Annotated in this window: 15 protein-coding genes; 3 read left to right on the forward strand and 12 right to left on the reverse strand. The window is 74.4% G+C overall.

The window, feature by feature from the left end; genetic code table 11:
* Positions 1 to 88: 88 nt before the first annotated feature.
* From AC0VX6_RS19135 to AC0VX6_RS19185, 11 genes are all read right to left on the reverse strand, one after another.
* Positions 89 to 1,120 carry a TerC family protein gene (locus AC0VX6_RS19135; protein WP_274974020.1) on the reverse strand — a complete coding sequence of 344 codons (1,032 nt, stop codon included), beginning with the start codon at positions 1,118 to 1,120 and terminating at the stop codon, positions 89 to 91.
* Positions 1,121 to 1,460: 340 nt separating this feature from the next.
* Positions 1,461 to 2,543 (reverse strand): glycosyltransferase family 4 protein, encoded by a 1,083-nt coding sequence (locus AC0VX6_RS19140; protein ID WP_274974021.1) that lies wholly within the window; start codon positions 2,541 to 2,543, stop codon positions 1,461 to 1,463.
* Entirely contained in the window at positions 2,540 to 4,162 is a 1,623-nt protein-coding gene (gene murJ / locus AC0VX6_RS19145) for a murein biosynthesis integral membrane protein MurJ (RefSeq protein WP_274974022.1), read from the reverse strand. The genes AC0VX6_RS19140 and murJ overlap by 4 nt, the downstream gene beginning before the upstream one ends.
* A 10-nt stretch (positions 4,163 to 4,172) precedes the next feature.
* Positions 4,173 to 4,892 (reverse strand): hypothetical protein, encoded by a 720-nt coding sequence (locus AC0VX6_RS19150; protein ID WP_475469398.1) that lies wholly within the window; start codon positions 4,890 to 4,892, stop codon positions 4,173 to 4,175.
* Between the two features lie 359 nt (positions 4,893 to 5,251).
* Complete coding sequence (locus AC0VX6_RS19155; RefSeq protein ID WP_274974023.1) at positions 5,252 to 6,373, reverse strand: copper transporter; 1,122 nt, start codon at positions 6,371 to 6,373, stop codon at positions 5,252 to 5,254.
* A complete protein-coding gene (gene steA / locus AC0VX6_RS19160; RefSeq protein ID WP_274978189.1) occupies positions 6,370 to 7,542 on the reverse strand; it encodes a putative cytokinetic ring protein SteA in 1,173 nt (390 codons plus the stop codon). Before steA ends, AC0VX6_RS19155 begins: the two co-directional genes overlap by 4 nt.
* A gap of 211 nt (positions 7,543 to 7,753) precedes the next feature.
* Entirely contained in the window at positions 7,754 to 9,463 is a 1,710-nt protein-coding gene (gene recN / locus AC0VX6_RS19165; protein ID WP_274974024.1) for a DNA repair protein RecN, read from the reverse strand.
* Positions 9,464 to 9,531: 68 nt separating this feature from the next.
* On the reverse strand, positions 9,532 to 10,458 hold the full coding sequence (locus AC0VX6_RS19170; protein WP_013154043.1) for an NAD kinase: 927 nt from the start codon (positions 10,456 to 10,458) through the stop codon (positions 9,532 to 9,534).
* Between the two features lie 112 nt (positions 10,459 to 10,570).
* A complete protein-coding gene (locus AC0VX6_RS19175) occupies positions 10,571 to 11,371 on the reverse strand; it encodes a TlyA family RNA methyltransferase (protein WP_475465484.1) in 801 nt (266 codons plus the stop codon).
* Between the two features lie 2 nt (positions 11,372 to 11,373).
* On the reverse strand, positions 11,374 to 11,571 hold the full coding sequence (locus tag AC0VX6_RS19180; protein ID WP_274974026.1) for a hypothetical protein: 198 nt from the start codon (positions 11,569 to 11,571) through the stop codon (positions 11,374 to 11,376).
* Between the two features lie 30 nt (positions 11,572 to 11,601).
* On the reverse strand, positions 11,602 to 12,342 hold the full coding sequence (locus tag AC0VX6_RS19185; RefSeq protein WP_475465485.1) for a coiled-coil domain-containing protein: 741 nt from the start codon (positions 12,340 to 12,342) through the stop codon (positions 11,602 to 11,604).
* A gap of 194 nt (positions 12,343 to 12,536) precedes the next feature.
* Between AC0VX6_RS19185 and AC0VX6_RS19190 the strand changes: the two genes are divergently transcribed.
* Positions 12,537 to 12,887, forward strand: a complete 351-nt coding sequence (locus tag AC0VX6_RS19190) for an SCP2 sterol-binding domain-containing protein (protein WP_274974028.1) — start codon at positions 12,537 to 12,539, stop codon at positions 12,885 to 12,887.
* A 39-nt stretch (positions 12,888 to 12,926) separates the two neighbouring features.
* Positions 12,927 to 14,204, forward strand: a complete 1,278-nt coding sequence (locus AC0VX6_RS19195; protein WP_274974029.1) for a DUF1015 domain-containing protein — start codon at positions 12,927 to 12,929, stop codon at positions 14,202 to 14,204.
* On the opposite strand, the gene AC0VX6_RS19200 is transcribed toward AC0VX6_RS19195, so the two are convergent.
* The gene (locus AC0VX6_RS19200) at positions 14,185 to 15,699 is read right to left on the reverse strand and encodes a serine hydrolase domain-containing protein (RefSeq protein ID WP_475465486.1); all 1,515 of its coding nucleotides are present in this window, start codon (positions 15,697 to 15,699) and stop codon (positions 14,185 to 14,187) included. The two genes, AC0VX6_RS19195 and AC0VX6_RS19200, sit on opposite strands and share 20 nt — an antisense overlap.
* Positions 15,700 to 15,895: 196 nt before the next feature.
* Between AC0VX6_RS19200 and AC0VX6_RS19205 the strand changes: the two genes are divergently transcribed.
* Positions 15,896 to 16,702 (forward strand): AAC(3) family N-acetyltransferase, encoded by an 807-nt coding sequence (locus tag AC0VX6_RS19205; RefSeq protein ID WP_475465487.1) that lies wholly within the window; start codon positions 15,896 to 15,898, stop codon positions 16,700 to 16,702.
* The last annotated feature ends 136 nt before the right edge of the window (positions 16,703 to 16,838 follow it).

Genomic DNA, 16,838 nt, shown 5'->3' on the forward strand with positions numbered 1-16,838 from the left:
TCAGGGTGCCACCACTATAGACGAACGGCTGTTCGAATCCGGCCGTTTCCCGGAATGTCCTCGGCGCGCCCGCGGGCCCGCCGTCCGCTCAGGAGCGGTCCGCCGGGGAGTCGACCGAGGGGTCGCGCTCGGTCTTGAGCTCGGGGTTCTTGCGCTCGTCGGCGCGGGACTTGACCAGGCTGCCGACGATGGTGATGGTCATGATGCCCAGGATGACGGTCAGGGACAGGCCGATGCCGACCTCGGGCACGTGCACGCCGTTCTCGTGCAGGGCGTGCAGGATCATCTTGACGCCGATGAAGACCATGATCGCCGACAGGCCCCAGCTGATGTAGGCCAGGCGGTCCATCAGACCGGCCAGCAGGAAGTACAGCTGGCGCAGGCCCAGCAGGGCGAAGGCGTTGGCGGTGAAGACGATGTAGGCGTCCTGGGTCAGACCGAAGATCGCCGGGATGGAGTCGACGGCGAAGACCAGGTCGATCATGCCGATCGCGACGATGACCATCAGCATCGGCGTGATGTGGCGGCGGCCGTCGAGCTTCACGGTGAGCTTGGCGCCGTGGTAGTCGTCGGTCACCGGCCAGAAGCGCTTGAGGAGGCGGACCACCGGGGTCTGGGTGAAGTCCTTCTCCTCCTCGTCGCCCTTCATGTGGTCGCGGACGATCTTGTAACCGGTGTAGATCAGGAAGGCGCCGAAGAGGTAGAAGACCTCACTCCAGGCGTTGATGACCTGGGCGCCCAGGACGATGAAGATACCGCGCATGACCAGCGCGATGACGATGCCGACGAGCAGGACCTCGTGCTGGTACTTCTTGGGCACCGCGAAGGAGCCCATCAGAAGGTAGAACACGAAGAGGTTGTCGATGCTCAGGCTCTTCTCGGTGACGAACCCGGCGAAGTACTCGGCGCCCGCGGCGCCTCCGCCGAAGTACCAGACACCGAAGCCGAAGATGATGGCGATGCCGATGTAGAAGGCCGCCCACCAGGCGGCCTGCTTCATGCCGAACTCCTGGGGGCCCTTCGTCTTGCTCCAGGGATGGTCGACGATGATGAGGTCGATCACCAGGATGGCGACCATGGCGCCGATCGTGGCAGCCCACAACCACAAGGGAACGTTCACGGACGGTCTCTCCTCCGGTCAGTGCGCGCGAGCGGTGTGCACGCACGTCGAACCACCGGAGGTCTCTCCCGCTCGCAGCGAAGCGCTGCGAACCGGCGGCACCGGGAGGACGACATTGTCCGCCGTGATGACGACACCGCCGCGACAGGGATACTCCCCTCACGTGTCAGGCCAGGATACCGGTACCGCACAGTGGGCGGCACACACCGGACCGTAGTCCAGGATGACATCTACACCCCCGCGAGGTGAAGCCCCGGCGAAGGTGGCATCGACCGCACCCCGGGGACAGGTCCACCCGACCCCGGGGCCACCCCGCCCCCGTATTCACACGCGTCCCGCCTCACCTGCGCAGCACCGCCTTGTACACGCCCGCGGCGGCCTCCACCGCGTCCTCCTCGCTCGGCAGCGCCTTGGCCGCCTCGCGCGAGCGCGCCCGCAGGTCCTCGGCCAGCGCCGGATCGTCCAGCACCCGGCCCACGGCGGCGGCGAAGGCCGCGGGATCCCCCGGCGGCACCATCAGCACCGTCCCCGAGTACAGGTCCGGGATGCCGCCGACCCGGGTGGAGACCACCGGCAGCCCCGCGCGCAGCGCCTCCATGATCACCAGCGAGGGCCCCTCCCACTGGCTGGTCAGGCAGAACACGTCCGCCGCCGCCAACAGGTCGGCCACGTCCGCGCGGTGCCCCAGCATGCGCACGTCCGCGCGCATCTCCGCGGCCGTGTCGTGCAGCTCCCCCCACAGGGGACCGTCCCCGGCGATCGCCACCACCGGTTCGGGGCGGCGGTCGGCGATGGCCGGCGCCGCCGCCAGGAGCATGTCCAGCCCCTTCTGCTCGGCCAGGCGGGCGACGGTCAGCAGCAGCGGCCGCTCCGGCAGCACCGCCAGATCGTCCCGGGTGGCCTCGCGCCCGTTCACCGGAGCGCCGGTCTCGGGAGCGGCCACCACCGCCAGCCGCGCGTCGCGCGCCCCGACCGAGCGCAGCCTGCGCACCAGGTCGCCCGACACCCCCAGCACCACGTCCGCGCGGTGCGCCACGATCCGCTCCAGCACCGGGTAGGCCGCCGACAGCGCCCCCCGCACCAGCGGCGGCGCGTTGTGCGCGGTCACCACCAGCGGAGAGGCGCCGGCCAGCGCGCACAGGGCCCCGGCCCGCAGCCCGTGCGCGTGCACCACGTCCGCGCCCCGGGTCAGGGCGCGCAGGCGCAGCACGGCGCCGGGATCGCCCGCTGAGGGCGCCGCTCCGATGCCGACCGGGGAGAAGCGCATGCCCTCCGAGGTGAAGCTGAACTCGCGCTCGGCGGAGGCCGGGCCCAGCACCGCCACCCGGTGGCCGCGCGCGGCCAGGCCCGCGCCCAGCGAGCGCACGTGGCGGCCCACCCCTCCACTGCTGGTACCGATGACCAGCGCGATCCTGGCGTTCAACGCCTCTCCCTCCTGCGTTCGAGTACGGTCCCGACCCGGTCGGCGACGGCGCGCACCGCCGGACGGTCCACCACCGCCGCGACGGCCGCGTAGGCGGCCAGCGCCGCCGTCGCCGACACCGCGGCCGCCGCCACCGTCTGCCACACGCCGTCCGCGGGCAGGGCCGCGGCCACCGCGCGCCCCGCGCTCCACCCGACCACACCGCCCAGCGCCGCGGCCAGTACCGAGCGCGCCAGTCCCGTCAGGGTCTGCCGACCGTGCGTGCGCGCCACCGCAGCGCACAACAGGGCCGCGGCCAGGCTCAGCCCGACCGTGCTGGCCGCGCCCAGACCGGCGATGGACCAGTCCGGCGGCAACGTCCACACCAACACCACAGCACACAACATCACCACCAGCCACCCCACCACCTGGGCCGTGGCGGCAAGACGCCCGTGGTGCGAGGCGTACAGGGCCCGGCTGAGCAGGGCCACCAGCCCGAAGCCCACCACCCCGGGTGCGTAGGCGAGCAGGGCGCGCTCCAGGGTGACGGGGTCGTGCTGGGCGAAGACCAGGGCCACCGGGGCCGCGGCGGCGGCCAGGGCGGCGCCCACCCCGGCGGTGACCACCACGCAGGCGCGGGCGCCGCCCGCCACCAGGGAGGCGTACCCCCGCCGGTCGTGTTCGGCGTGCGCGACCGCCAGGGCGGTGAACGCGCTGGTGGCGATGGGCACCGCGATCACCCCGTAGGGCAGGGTGAACAGGGCCCAGGCGTAGGTGTGGAGCACGGCCGCGCCCGCGCCGCCGCCCCGGTTGGCCAGGGCCACGAACAGCAGCAGGCACAGCTGCATGGCCGCCAGCGGCAGCAGGGAGGCCAGTGCCAGGGAGCGCACGCGCCCGCCCACCCCGGGCGGGAAGGTCAGACGCGGCCGGGGCCGCACCCGCAGCCGCCGGGCGGGCCCCACGACCGTGAGGAAGAGCGCCGCCGCCCCGGCGGTGGTGCCCAGGGACAGGGCCAGCTCGGCCGCCAGCGGCAGGCCCGCCACGTCCTGGCGGTGGTCGGCTCCCAGCGGCACGAAGGCCACGTAGGCGGCGATGACCACCAGGCTGGACACCAGCGGGGCCAGGGCCGGGGCCAGGAAGCGGCGGTGGGACTGCAGGACGCCGTAGAGCACCGAGGCCAGGCCGTAGAGGACGATCTGCGGGGCGAAGACCGCGAGCATGCGGGCGGCCAGCCCGAGCAGCGCGCCCCGGTCGCAGCCCTCGCCCGCGCCCAGCATGAGCGACATCGCCGGGACCGAGACCAGGGCGAGCAGCGCCGACAGCGGCACGGCCAGCAGCAGGACCCAGGTGATGAGCGCCGAGGCGGTGTGGCGCACCTGCTCGCGGTCGCCGCGCTCGGCGGCGGCGGCCAGCACCGGGACGACCACCGCGGTGAGCGCCCCGCCGATGACGATCTCGAACAGGACGGCGGGCAGCTGGTTGGCGGTGACGTAGGCGGTGCCCAGACAGGTGTCGCCGACGGTCTGGGAGAAGACCACGGTGCGCCCGAACCCCGCCAGTCTGGCCCCCACCGTGACCACCGCGATGAGCGCCGCCGCCGTGCCTACTCCGCGCGTCACCCCCTGGATGGTACGGGACACCGTGGCCGTCTCACTCGTGCCTGCCCCAGCGGTCGAGGCGGCGCAGGGCCGGGACGCGGTCGATGACGCGGGAGAAGCTGACGCGCTCGCTGGCCAGGGTCAGGGCGGCGACCCCCGCGAGCAGCGCCACGCGCACGGGGCGGGGCGCCCGGGCCGCGGCGGCCGCGCCCAGGGCGGCGCCCAGGGCGTTGGCCCCGGCGTCGCCGAGCATGGACCGCTCTGCCAGCTCGTCGGGCAGCAGCGCGGCCGAGGCGCCCACGACGGGTCCCAGCAGCGGCGCGGCCGGGGAGGCCAGGGCGGGGGCGGCGGCGAACAGCGCGACCTTGGCCGCGCGTCCGGGGCGCAGGTCGAACAGGTTGAGCAGGTTGGCGCTGGCGGCGATGAGCGCCCCGTCGAGCACGGTGTCCAGCGGCGAGCGGCGCAGCAGGCGGGCGGCGGCGACCCCGGTGGCCCCGATGCCCGCCATCTTGACCATGCCGGTGGTGACCCGGCCGCCCGCCAGGGCGCCCAGGTGCCCGCGCAGGCCGCGGGCCCGGGACGAGCCCGCCAGGTCGTCGTAGACCCCGAAGGCGGCGGCGCCCGCCGCGGCCAGCACGGAGGCGGCGCGCACGCGCGGGCCGGGGCCGGGCACGAGCAGGACGGCCGCGCACACGCCGCAGGCCAGCGCGGGCCCCTGGCGCAGGGTGACGCGGCGGCCGCGGAAGTTGGTGCGCAGCCAGAGGTCCGGCACTTCGGGTGTGCCGGACGAGCCCGGTGCGCCGTGTGCGTACGGTGCGCCCGACGGGCCCGGTGCGGCCGGTGTACGCGGTACCGGCACGGCAGGCGCACCGGCGGTGGCCGCCGTGCGCGCCGCCCCTGCGGTGACCGGCGTCGCGGAGGCGTCGGACGGACTCGGCGTGCCGCACGCGTCGGGTGCGCCGGGGACGACCACACGGACGGCTCCGGGCCGGGCGCGGCGGCCCCGGGTGAGCACGGAGTAGGCCGTGGAGGCCGCGGCGGCTCCGAGCAGGGCACCGGTCAGGCCCTGGGCCAGGAACCGCGCGGCTGCGGACCCGGGGTCCGCGAGGGGGACGGGGGCGGTCAACGGTGTCACTCCCCGTCCCGGACCGTGCGGCGGGCCTCTTCGGTGCCGCCGCCCGCGTCGCGGGCGGCCTCGCTCCCGGTGGGCTCCGCGGAGGCCTCGGAGGAGTCCTCGGAGACCTCGCGCGGCTCGGGCAGCGGGTCGGGGAGGAAGCCCGCCACCCCCTCGCCTATGCCGTAGGCTCCCCCGGCCTCCTCCAGGTTCTCGGCCAGGGCCAGGACCGTGATGACCTCGCCCATCGGACGGCTGGCCACGTCCACGGTGGCGAAGGCCGCCTCCGCTGCGCGCGCCTGCGCGAGCATCCCCTCGCCCCGGGCGGAGGGACCGTCACCGGCCACGACGGTGGCGCCGACCTCCTGGTGCAGGGCCGTGGTGATCGTGTTCAGCACCGCGTTGGCGGTCTGCGGGTCCTGACCCTCGGGAGAGGACCCGCCCGAGGGCGCGAGGACGACCACAGCGTCGGAGGACTCGGCGGGGTCCCCCTCCACCGTGATCAGCCCGCCCTCGGTGAAGGCCTCCAGGACGGCCGACGGGTCGTAGCCGCCGTCACCGCCCTCCCCCTCCCGGGCGGACGGGTCGTCGGACGGGGAGGCCTCCTCGTCACCGGGGTCCCCCTCCCCGGAGGGCTCCTCCTCCGCGGCGGCCAGGGCACGGCCGATCTCGGCGCCCGCCTTCTCGTGGGGGCTGCCGGACAGGTCCTGGGGGTCCTGGGTGATCTGCAGGGCCAACTCGTCGACGAAGGTGGCGTTGCCGCCGTCCAGGAACGCGTCGCTGATCTGGACCCGGCCGACGATCTCCCCGCCCGCCTGCTCCACGCGCCCGGCCAGGGCGTCGGCCGTCTCGGTGTCGGCTCCGGGAGCGCTCACGACCACCACGCCCAGGTCGGTGAGCAGACCGGCGAGCGTGTCGTCGGACACGGCCTCGGCCATCCGGTCGGCCCCGGCGTTGACCTGGTCGGCGGCGTCGCGCTCGGCGCGCAGTTCCTCGCTCTGGCTGCGCAGGTCGGCGGTCTCGGACTGGAGCGTGTTGAGCAGCGGGTCCTGGAGCATGGTGGTCCCCAGGACGAGCCCCACGGTGAGCGCGAGGAACACCGCGACGATGGACACCAGGTGGTAGCGGAAATCGATCACGTCAACAGCCCTGTCAACCAGTAGGAGAACGCGTCCCAGCGCGCCGCGAGAAAGGTGAGGTAGACCTGGCCCGCCGGTGAGCTGTAGGCGGCGACCACGATGGTGAGCAGGCAGGCCGCGACCAGCCCGAGCAGGGCCCAGGGGGAGATGCGCGAGCGGTACAGGCGGCTGACGCCCTTGGCGTCGACGAGCTTGCCGCCCACCCGCAGCCGGGTCAGGAAGGTGCTGGCCATCCCCGCCCTGCCCTTGTCGAGGAACTCCTCCAGGGTGGCGTGGGTGCCCACGGCGACGATGAGCGCGGCGCCCGCGCCGTCGGCGAGCATCATCGCCACGTCCTCGCTGGTGCCCGTGGCGGGGAAGACCACCGCGCCGTGCCCCAGGTCGGTGAGCCTGGGCAGGCCCGGGGCCCTGCCGTCGCGGTAGGCGTGCACGACCAGCTCGGCCCCGCTGGCCAGCGCCCGGTCCGAGACCGAGTCGAAGTCGCCGACGATGATGTCGGGCTTGTACCCCGCCTCCATGACCGCGTCCGCCCCGCCGTCCACGGCGATGATGACCGGCCGGAACTCGCGGATGTAGGGCCGCAGCGCCGCGATGTCCTCCCGGTAGTGGTAACCGCGGACCACGATGAGGACGTGGCGGCCCTCGATGTCGGTCTCGATGGTGGGGATGCCGATGCCGTCCAGAAGCAGGTCGCGCTCGTGCTGGAGGTAGGCCATGGTGTTGGCCGCGAAGGCTTCCAGCTGTGTGGCCAGGCCCGCGCGGGCCTCCTCCATCGCCGCGCTGACGGTCCCCTGGTCCTGGAGGGTGCCGCGCGCGACGACCTCGTCGCCGCGGTACAGGGTGGCGCCCTCCAGGCGGAGCCGCTCACCGTCGCGGACGCGGGTGAACACCTCGGGGTCGACGTCGTCGACCAGGGGGATCCCCGCGTCCACGATCATCTCCGGCCCCTGGTTGGGGTAGCGGCCGCTGATGCTCGTGGCGACGTTGAGGACCGCCGACACACCGCAGCCCACCAGGGCCTCGGCACTGACGCGGTCCAGGTCGACGTGGTCGATGACCGCGATGTCGCCCGGTCGCAGACGTTTGGTCAGGTTCTTGGTGCGCCGGTCCGAGCGGACGGGCGCGATCAGCCCTGTGGGAGCGTCCGCCCGGGTGCGGCGGAACCGCATGACTGTGGCGCTGAGCGCATCCGATACCTTCATCGCTGGCATACTGTCAGAACTCACCTACGGAGAGTCATCACAGCTGTGAGATCGGCGTGTTCTGGTCGAGACCGCCGACCCCACCCCGTTCCGGGACGACCGCGGCGACCTGCCCGCCCACTACCCCGAAACGCCGGAAGGTCACACATCCGTTCCGAACGTGTACACAACGCCCAGGTCAGGCCGCCGGATAGGCACGCTCCGGATCGGCGTTGGTGAGCAGCTCCTCGGCGTGAGCACGGCCCAGCTCGGAGTCCTCCAGCCCCGCCAGCATCCGCGACAGCTCCCGGACCCGGCCCCCGCGGTCCAGCCGCACCACACCACTCTCGGTGACCAGGCCCTCGGTGGACTTCTCCACCACCAGGTGGGCGTCGGCGAACGCCGCGACCTGCGGCAGGTGCGTGACCACGATGACCTGGGCGCGCCGGGCCAGCCGGGCCAGCCGGCGGCCGATCTCCACCGCGGCCTTGCCGCCCACACCCGCGTCCACCTCGTCGAAGACGAACGTGGGCACCGGGTCGGCGCCGGCGAAGACCACCTCGATGGCCAGCATCACGCGCGAGAGCTCACCGCCCGAGGCGCCCTTGTGCAGGGCCAGGGGCGGGGAACTGGGGTGCGGGGCCAGCAGGACCTCGACCTCGTCGCGCCCGTGCTGGCCGAACTCCTCACCCGTGGTGATGCGCACGCTCACGCGGGCGTGCGGCATGGCCAGCGCGGTCAGCTCCTCGGTCACGGCCTCCCCGAACCGGTCGGCGGCCTCGGTGCGCACACGGGTCAGCTCGGCCGCGAACCGGTCCATGCGCTCGTGCAGCTCGTCGGCCTCGGCGCGCAGCGCGTCGATGCGCTCGTCGTCGCCCTCCAGGTCGGCCAGGCGCTTGGCCGCGTTCTCGGCCCAGGCCAGCACCTCGTCCGTGGTCGCGCCGTACTTGCGCGAGAGCGAGGTGAGCAGCGCGCGGCGCTCCTGCACCAGGGCCAGACGTGCGGGGTCGGCGTCCACCGACTCGGCGTAGGAGGCCAGCTCGGTGGCGGCGTCGGTGAGGATGTAGGAGGCCTCGTCCAACCGCTCGCCGATCGCGGCCAGCTCGGCGTCGTGCTCACGCACCGCCGTCACGGCCTGCCGGGCCGCTGAGAGCAGCGCGGCCACGTCCACCTCCACGTCGGAGGCCGGGTCCCCGGCCAGCGCCTCGTGGGCGGTGGTGGCCGCCACGCGCAGGCTGTCGGCGTGCGCCAGCCGCGTCTCCTCCGCGAGCAGCTCGGCGTCCTCACCGGCCTGGGGCTCGGCGGCGGCGATCTCCTCCGCGCCGAAGCGGAGCATGTCGGCCTCCTGGGCGCGCTCGCGCGCCTGCTCCACCAGCTCCTCCAGCTCCGCCGTCACCTCCCGGTGGCGCCGGTAGGCCATGGTGTACTGCTTGAGCGCCTTGGTCAGCGGCTCGCCCGCGAAGCGGTCCAGGGAGGAGCGCTGCCGGTCCGAGCGCAGCAGGCGCTGCTGGTCGGACTGGCCGTGCACGGCGACCAGGTCGTCGGCGAGGTAGGCGAGCAGGCTCACCGGGGCGGACCGGCCGCCCATGGTGGCGCGGGAGCGGCCCTCGGCCGACACCGCGCGGGTGAGGATGAGGACGTCGTCGTCGATGTCGCCCCCCGCCTCCAGCACCCGGGCGGCCACCCGGCCGCCCGAGGGGACGGTCAGGCGCCCCTCCACCACGGCCCGGTCCGCACCCGGACGTACGCGCTGGGGGTCGGCCCGCCCGCCGAAGAGCAGCCCGAGCCCGGTGACGACCATGGTCTTTCCCGCACCGGTCTCGCCGGTGACGACGGTCAGCCCCGGTGACAACTCCAAAACGGCGTCGTCAATGACTCCGAGTCCCTGGATACGGACTTCTTCGAGCACCGATCCCTCTCCTGTAGTTGACGCCACTGCCCACACACGCGCACCGAGCACCGGGCCGCGCGGCCCGGTCAGCGACCGTGCTCGCTACGGCCCCGCCATCCGGCGACCGACAGTCCGAACTTGGCCACCAGCCGGTCGGTGAACGGCGCCCGGTGCAGCCGGGCCAGCCGAACCGGCGTGTCGGCACGGGTGATCTCGATTCGTGCCCCCGCGGGCAATTCGACCATACGCCGTCCGTCGCACCAGAGCACGCCCGGCGCCGTGGCCGGAACCACCTCCAGGGCCACCGTCGCGTTGGGCCCCACCACCAGCGGCCGCGCGAACAGGGCGTGCGCGCTGAGCGGCACGACCATCAGGGCGTCCACGTCCGGCCACACCACCGGGCCGCCCGCGGAGAAGGCGTGCGCGGTGGAACCCGTGGGGGTGGCGCACACCACACCGTCGCAGGCCCAGCGCGAGAGCGGACGACCGTCGATCTCCAGGACGGTCTCCAGGATGCGGCGCGCCTCGCCCTTCTCCAGGGTCGCGTCGTTGAGCGCCCAGTTGCGCACGGGCGGGCTCCCGTCACCCCGGCCCCCGTTGAAGACCGCCACGTCCAGGGTCATGCGCTCCTCGACGTCGTAGTCGCGGTTGACGACACTGCGCACGGTCGCGCCCAGGTCCTCGCGCTCGGCCTCGGCCAGGAACCCCACGTGGCCCAGGTTCACCCCCAACAGGGGCGCCCCGGCCGGGCGGGCGATCTCCGCGGCGCGCAGCAGGGTGCCGTCGCCGCCGAGCACCATGACCAGCTCGACGCCCCGGGCCGCCTCCCCCGGCTCCACGACCTCGACCGGGGAGAGCACGCAGTCCTCCGCGGCCAGTTCCTCGATCTCGTTCTTGAGCATGCGCACGGTCAGCCCGGCCCTGCTCAGGCTCTCGTGGACCAGTTGGGCGCTGCGTACCGCGGCGGGCCGACCGGTGTGGGCCAGCAGGAGAACACTGCGTCCGCTGGTCATCGCCGTCCCCTTACGTTCACTCCCCCGCGGGGAGCCTGAAGTGCTGGCCGGGGTGTTCGCCGACCCGGCCGGGTCACGTTACCGGACTCCTGAGACACGCTCACCACGGTCGCTAACGCGGCCCCTCCTCCACGGCCCGGGCCAACGCGTCCGGGTCCAGGGGCGCGGCCCCCGCGCGCATCCACAGGAAGTACTCGACGTTGCCGGAGGGGCCCGGCAGGGGGCTGGCGGTGACGCCGACGGTGCCCAGCCCCAGGGTGAGGGCGTGCGCGGCCACGTCGGAGACGGCCTCGGCGCGCAGCTCCGGCTCGCGGACCACTCCCCCGGCGCCGACCTTGTCCTTGCCCACCTCGAACTGGGGCTTGACCATGAGCACGAAGTCGGCGTCGGCGGCCGCGCAGTCCCGCAGCGCCCCCAGCACCAGGCGCAACGAGATGAACGACAGGTCGCCCACGACCAGGTCGGGGCGGGGCTCACCGATCTGCTCGGGGGTGAGCTCGCGGACGTTGACCCGCTCCATCACGCGCACGCGGTCGTTGCTGCGCAGCGACCAGGCCAACTGGCCGTAGCCCACGTCCACGGCGGTGACGTGGGCAGCCCTGCGGCGCAGCAGCACGTCGGTGAACCCGCCGGTGGAGGCGCCCGCGTCCAGGGCCCGACGGTCGGTGACGTCGAACTCGAAGGCGTCGAGGGCCCCGATGAGCTTGTGGGCGCCGCGGGAGACGTAGGGGGGTTCGTCGGAGGGCGGGCGAACCACGATGGGCTGGTCCTGGCCGACCTGGGTCGCTGCCTTGGAGGCCACGATCCCCGCGACCTTGACGAATCCGCCCTCGATGATCTCGGCGGCGTGTCCACGGGACCGTGCGTGCCCGCGGCGGACCAGTTCCGCGTCGAGCCGGGTGCGTTTTGCCATGGTTACCGAGGATACCGGGGCTGTTCGGGGGCGCCGACGCCCTGGTCGAGCGCGCCGAGCACCCCGGACAGCTCCTGGTGCAGGGTGTCGAAGACCGCGACGTGCTCGGCGGTGGGCAGGGACTCCAGCGACTCCAGCCGCTCCCTGGTACTGCGCAGGGTCTGCTCGGCCAGTGCCTGGGCCTGCTCGTTGGGGTCCATGCCTCTCCCGGTGTTCGCGCTGGTCCGACTCTACTTCTTCGTGGTGCCCCTGCTCTTGGTGGTGCGCTTGGCGGCGGTGCGCGCGCGGGCCGTCTTGGCCGCGGTACGGGGCTTCCCGGCCGCGGGCTTGTCGGCGTCCCGGGCCTCGGCCCCCTCGTCGGCCGCGGCACCGGCCCCGTCCGCGGAGGCGTCCGCGCCGTCGTCGTCGGCCTCCCGCGCGTCCCGGACCCCGGCGGCCTTCGCGGCGCCTTCGGTCGCGACCGCGCCGGACTCGGCACCCGCCCCGGCACCGTCCTCGTCGGACCCGGCCGCGGCACCGTCCCCGGCGGGCACCCCGGTTCCGGAACCGTCGGCCTCCGCGGCGGCCGCGGGACGCACCGGCGAGGACGCGCCCGCCTCGACGGGGGCCAGAACGCGCTCGACCGCGTGGCGGGCGGCCAGACGGCGTTCGAGTTCGGCGACCCGGCGCACCAGCCGCTCGTGGTCGGCGCGCGGCACCACGTCCATCCGCTCCAGTTGGCGCCCGACCTCGGAGCGGACCAGGTCGGCGATGGCCGCGCGGTTGGCCTGGCTGGTCTCGATGAGCTCCCCGGCCAGGTTCTGGATGCTCTGCCCCACCCGCGGCGGCAGGCTCTCCCCCTCCGCCGCGGCCGGCGCGGCGGGACCGTCCGCCCTGAGCAGGGCCTTGGCCGCGGCGACGGCCTGCTTGCGCGAGAGTTCGGTGAGGCCACTGGCGGCATCGAGGTAGGTGCGTACCGCGTCGACGACCATGATGACAAGTGCTCCTTGGTGGGACCGCGAAAGGGGAAGGGGCGCGGGCAGGGCGAGCCGCTGCGCGACGGGGGGCCGTGGCCAACGCTACCGGGACCGAACCGCCGTTGACACGCGAACTCCCAAGACCGCCCCATTCGTCCCGATGGCACCACAAGGACGCGAACACCCGGCGCCTGGGGCATGATGTGGCCATGAGCAGCATCGACACGTGTCTCGCCGGCATCGAGAAGGTGAACCAGCGCATCCTCGCCCAACCCGACGAGAAGCGCCGCAAGTACATCCGCGAACGCTCCCTGAGCGTGGAGGTCCCCGACCTGGAGGCCGTCTTCGACATGCGTCTCACCCTTGACGGCCTGGTCGACGTCACCCACCGCCCCGCGGACCGGCCCGCGCCCCGGGCACAGGTGCGGATCACCGTGAGCAGCGAGGACCTCGTGGCCCTGGCCGAGGACCGCCTGGACGTGGCCAAGGCCGTGCTCGGCCGCCGGGTCAGGATCGACGCCAGCGTCGGCGACATGCTGCGCGTGCGAAAACTCCTCTGAACCGGCCGCACGGCGAGCGGTGACGGGTACCGTGCTGGGATGCCTCGCCAACCTCTCGAACTGGCGCCCTTCCGCGGTCTGCGCTACACCGACCCCGACGCGGACCGCTTCGTCGACGGGGAGTTCGACCTCGCACGGCTCCTGGCCCCTCCCTACGACATCCCCGACGCCGACGAGGCGCGTGCGCTCCAGCGCTCCGACCCGCACAACGCGGCGCGGGTCACCCTGCCCTTCGAACTGAGCCGCCAGAGCCCCGCCGGGACGGGGACGGCCGTGCCGCGCCGCTACCGCACGGCCGCCGACCTGCTGCGCAGCTGGATCGACGACGGGGTGCTCGCGCTGGATCCGCGACCGGCGCTGTACGTGTACGAGCAGGTCACGGCCGACGGGCGGCGCCAGCGCGGACTGGTGGGCAACCTGCGCCTGCCCGAGGAGGGCGCCGAACCCGCTGTGCGCCCGCACGAGGACGTGGCAGACCCGCCGGTGCGCGACCGGTTCCACCTGATGGGCCTGGCCCGGGCCAACCTCGAACCGATCTTCCTGGTCTACCGGGGCGGCGACGGGTACGCGTCGGCCGCCACCGAGGCGGTCGCGGGCACCCCGCTGACGCACGCGCGCACCCGCGACGGAGCCGAGCACCGGCTGTGGGCGGTCACCGACCCCGCCGTGCTGCGACGCGTCGGCGCCGACCTGGCGGGCCGGTCCGCGCTGATCGCCGACGGACACCACCGCTACGCCGCCTACCGGCGCCTGCGCGCCGCCCACGACGACCCGGGCTGGCGCTACGGGCTGGCCCTGCTCGTGGACAGCGACACCCACCCGCCCCGGCTGGGCGCCATCCACCGGGTGCTGCCCGGCCTGGACACCGACGCCGCGGTCGAGGCCGCCCGCGCGGTGGCCTCCGTGGAAAGGATCGCGGACCCCCGCGCACACGCCCTGGACCGGGTGGAGGCGCCCGCCCTGCTGCTGGTCTCCGCCGAGGGCGACGCCCACCTGGTGCACAGCTTCGACGAGCGGGCGCTGGAGCGGGCCATGCCCGACCGCTCCCCGCAGTGGCGGCACCTGTCCACGGCCGCCCTGCACCAGGTGCTGCTTCCGCTGTGGGAGGTACCGGAGGAGCGGGTGCGGATGGTGCACGACGACCCGGCCGAGGCGGTCGCCGCCGCCCGCGACGAGAAGGGCACCGCCGTCATCGTGCCCCCGCTGCGCGTGGAACAGGTGTACGCGGTGGCCGACCGCGGGGAGCTGACCCCCCGCAAGTCCACCTCGTTCGGCCCCAAACCGCGCACGGGTCTGGTCATGCGCCTCCTGGACTGAGGGAGCGGCCCCGGGCCGACCGCCGCGCTCCGACGAGGCGGGCGGCCCGGGCCGCGTACACCACGGCGAAGGCGAGCGCGGCGGCCACCAGCAGGATCAGGGGGGCGGGGGCCAGGTAGAAGGTCTGCCCCCAGGTCATGTCGCGGCCCTGGGCCAGCAGCGCCGCCAACCGGTTCGGGAACACGGCCGCGACCATGACGGCCAGCCCCGGCAGCAGGCGCACCGCGCCGCGCCACCGGGGACGCACACGGACGGCCTCCGCCCAGACGCCGGCGCGCCGCACACCCCGCTGGGCGAGGTAGCCGGTCAGCCCGACCAGGGCGACCGACACCAGGTCGAGCGCCAACAGCGCCGGAGCGCTCGACGCGGCGGGCTCCCCGCCCTCGGCCAGGGCCACCAGCCCGTGCAGCAGCGCGGAGGCGTCGGCGCTGCCCAGCCCGGTGTTGGCCATCACCGCGATGCCGTACCCGCTCGCGGGCAGCAGCGCCTGGTGCGCGGTGTAGGTGAACTGGATGCCCCCGTGCGAGACCATCGGATCGCCCGCCGGGCTCTCCCCGGCGTTCCAGCCCAGCGCGGTGTCGCCGCCCGCGCCGCCGACCGGGGTGCGGGTGGCGGTGATCCCCTCCTCCGACAGGACGCGGGCGCCGTCGGCTCCCCGTCCCCCGTTGTTCTGCGCGACCAGCCAGCGGGCCATGTCGTGCGCGGTGGTGACCATGCCGCCCGCGCCGTTGAAGTAGCTCTGCGGCTCGGGCGCCGCGACGGCCCCGCCCAGGACGGCGACGTGCCCGGGCGCCACCCCCGCCGCGAAGACCTCCTCCGCGGTGTCGACGGTGACCGTGTCGTCCATGCCCAGCGGCGTGAACACGCGCTCGTCCATGTACTCGCCGAAGGCGCGGCCGCCGAGGACCTCCACCAGCCGGGCCGCGACGTGGTAGTTGGGGTTGTGGTAGTGGAACTCGGTGCCCGGGTCGGCGGCCAGCCCGGCGTCGGCCATCCTGGCGAGCGCCTCCTCCAGCTCCTCGGCGGCGGGGGCGCTCTTCTCCCGGAAGGCGGTGTCGGACATCCCCGAGGTGTGGGTGAGCAGTTGGCGGACGGTGACGCGGTCGGCGCGCGGGTCGTCGAGGGCGAACCCCGGCAGGTGCCGCGCCACCCGGTCGTCGAGCGTGAGCGCGCCGTCCTCCACGAGCTGCATGACGGCAAGGGCGGTGAAGGCCTTGCTGACCGAGGCCACACCCATGGGGGTGTCGGCGGTGATCGCCCCGCCCTCGGAGTCGGTGCCGTAACCCGCCGCGCGCACCACCTCGGTGCCCCGGGTCACGGCGACGGCGGCCCCCGGAAGGGGTGAGGCGTCCAGGTAGTCGGACACGTAGGCGTCCACGGCCTCGGGAGTCAGCGCGTCAGGGGCCGTGTCGGGGACCTCGGCCCGGGCGGGTGCGGCGGTGAGCAGCAGGAGGGCGGCGGCCAGGCCCGCCGCCGCGATTCTGGTCAGGGACATGCGGACCATCGTGCTCGGCTCGGCCCGTCCGCGACCACGGTGCCGACCGCACGAGCGTCCTGGGGTTCTCCCCACCCCCCGCCCCCGGCGCGCCTCCCCCCGGCCCCGACCGCCCGATATCCACTGGCCCGGCACCGACCGCCTGCTGTACCCATGGTGATCTGCTCCGTTCCCTTCCAGCCGAGGAGTGCCCAGCGTGCCCGCCCGAGCGCAGAACCCCGGCCGACCGCAGACCCGGGCCTCCCTGGCCCTCGACCTGACCGCGCTGGGGGTAGCGCCCGCCGACACCCTCCTGGTGCACTCCTCCCTCAGCGCGCTGGGCTGGGTGTGCGGTGGTGAGCAGGCCCTCGTGCAGGCCCTCATGGACGCCGTCGGCTCCGGGGGAACGCTCGTCGTGCCCACCCAGACCATGGACAACACCGACCCCGCCGGGTGGCGCGGCCCCCCGGTCCCCGAGGACTGGTGGCCGGTCATCCGCGCGCAGGCGCCCGGGTTCGACCCGCGCCTGACACCGAGCAGGTACATGGGCCGCGTCCCGGAGATGGTGCGCACCTGGCCGGGAGCGGTTCGCAGCGCGAACCCGCAGACCTCCTTCGCCGCCCTGGGCCCCCTCGCCCGCGACCTCATGGCGCACCACCCGGTCGGCTGCCGCCTGGGCGAGGACTCCCCGCTCGCCGCACTGGAACGCGTCCGGGCCAAGGTCCTGCTGCTGGGCACGGGGTTCGACTCCTGCACCGCCTTCCACCTGGCCGAGTACCGCGTCCCGCGGCCCCGCCCGGAGCGCTCCGGATGCGCGGTCCTGACCCCGGACGGCGGCCGGGAGTGGGTGGCCTTCACCGACGTGCTCTCGGACGAGGGGGACTTCGCACGGCTGGGCGCCGACTTCGAGAGCACCGGGGCCGTGACCTCGGGCCGCGTGGGCGAGGCCACCGCACGGCTGTTCTCCCTCCCCGGGGCGGTGGCCTTCGCGTCCAGCTGGATGACCGTGAACCGGGACAGGTGATCCCCGTCCCGGGGCGCCCGGCGCCCGCGGCCGTACCGGCGGGCCAGCGACGCAGCGCACACCCCGGCCCCGGGCGGACGGTCCCGGCCGAGCGGGCCCGCGCCATAGCCTGGGAGACGACCACCGCCATCACACG

It is taken from the genome of Nocardiopsis sp. iso_25, from assembly GCF_056173305.1.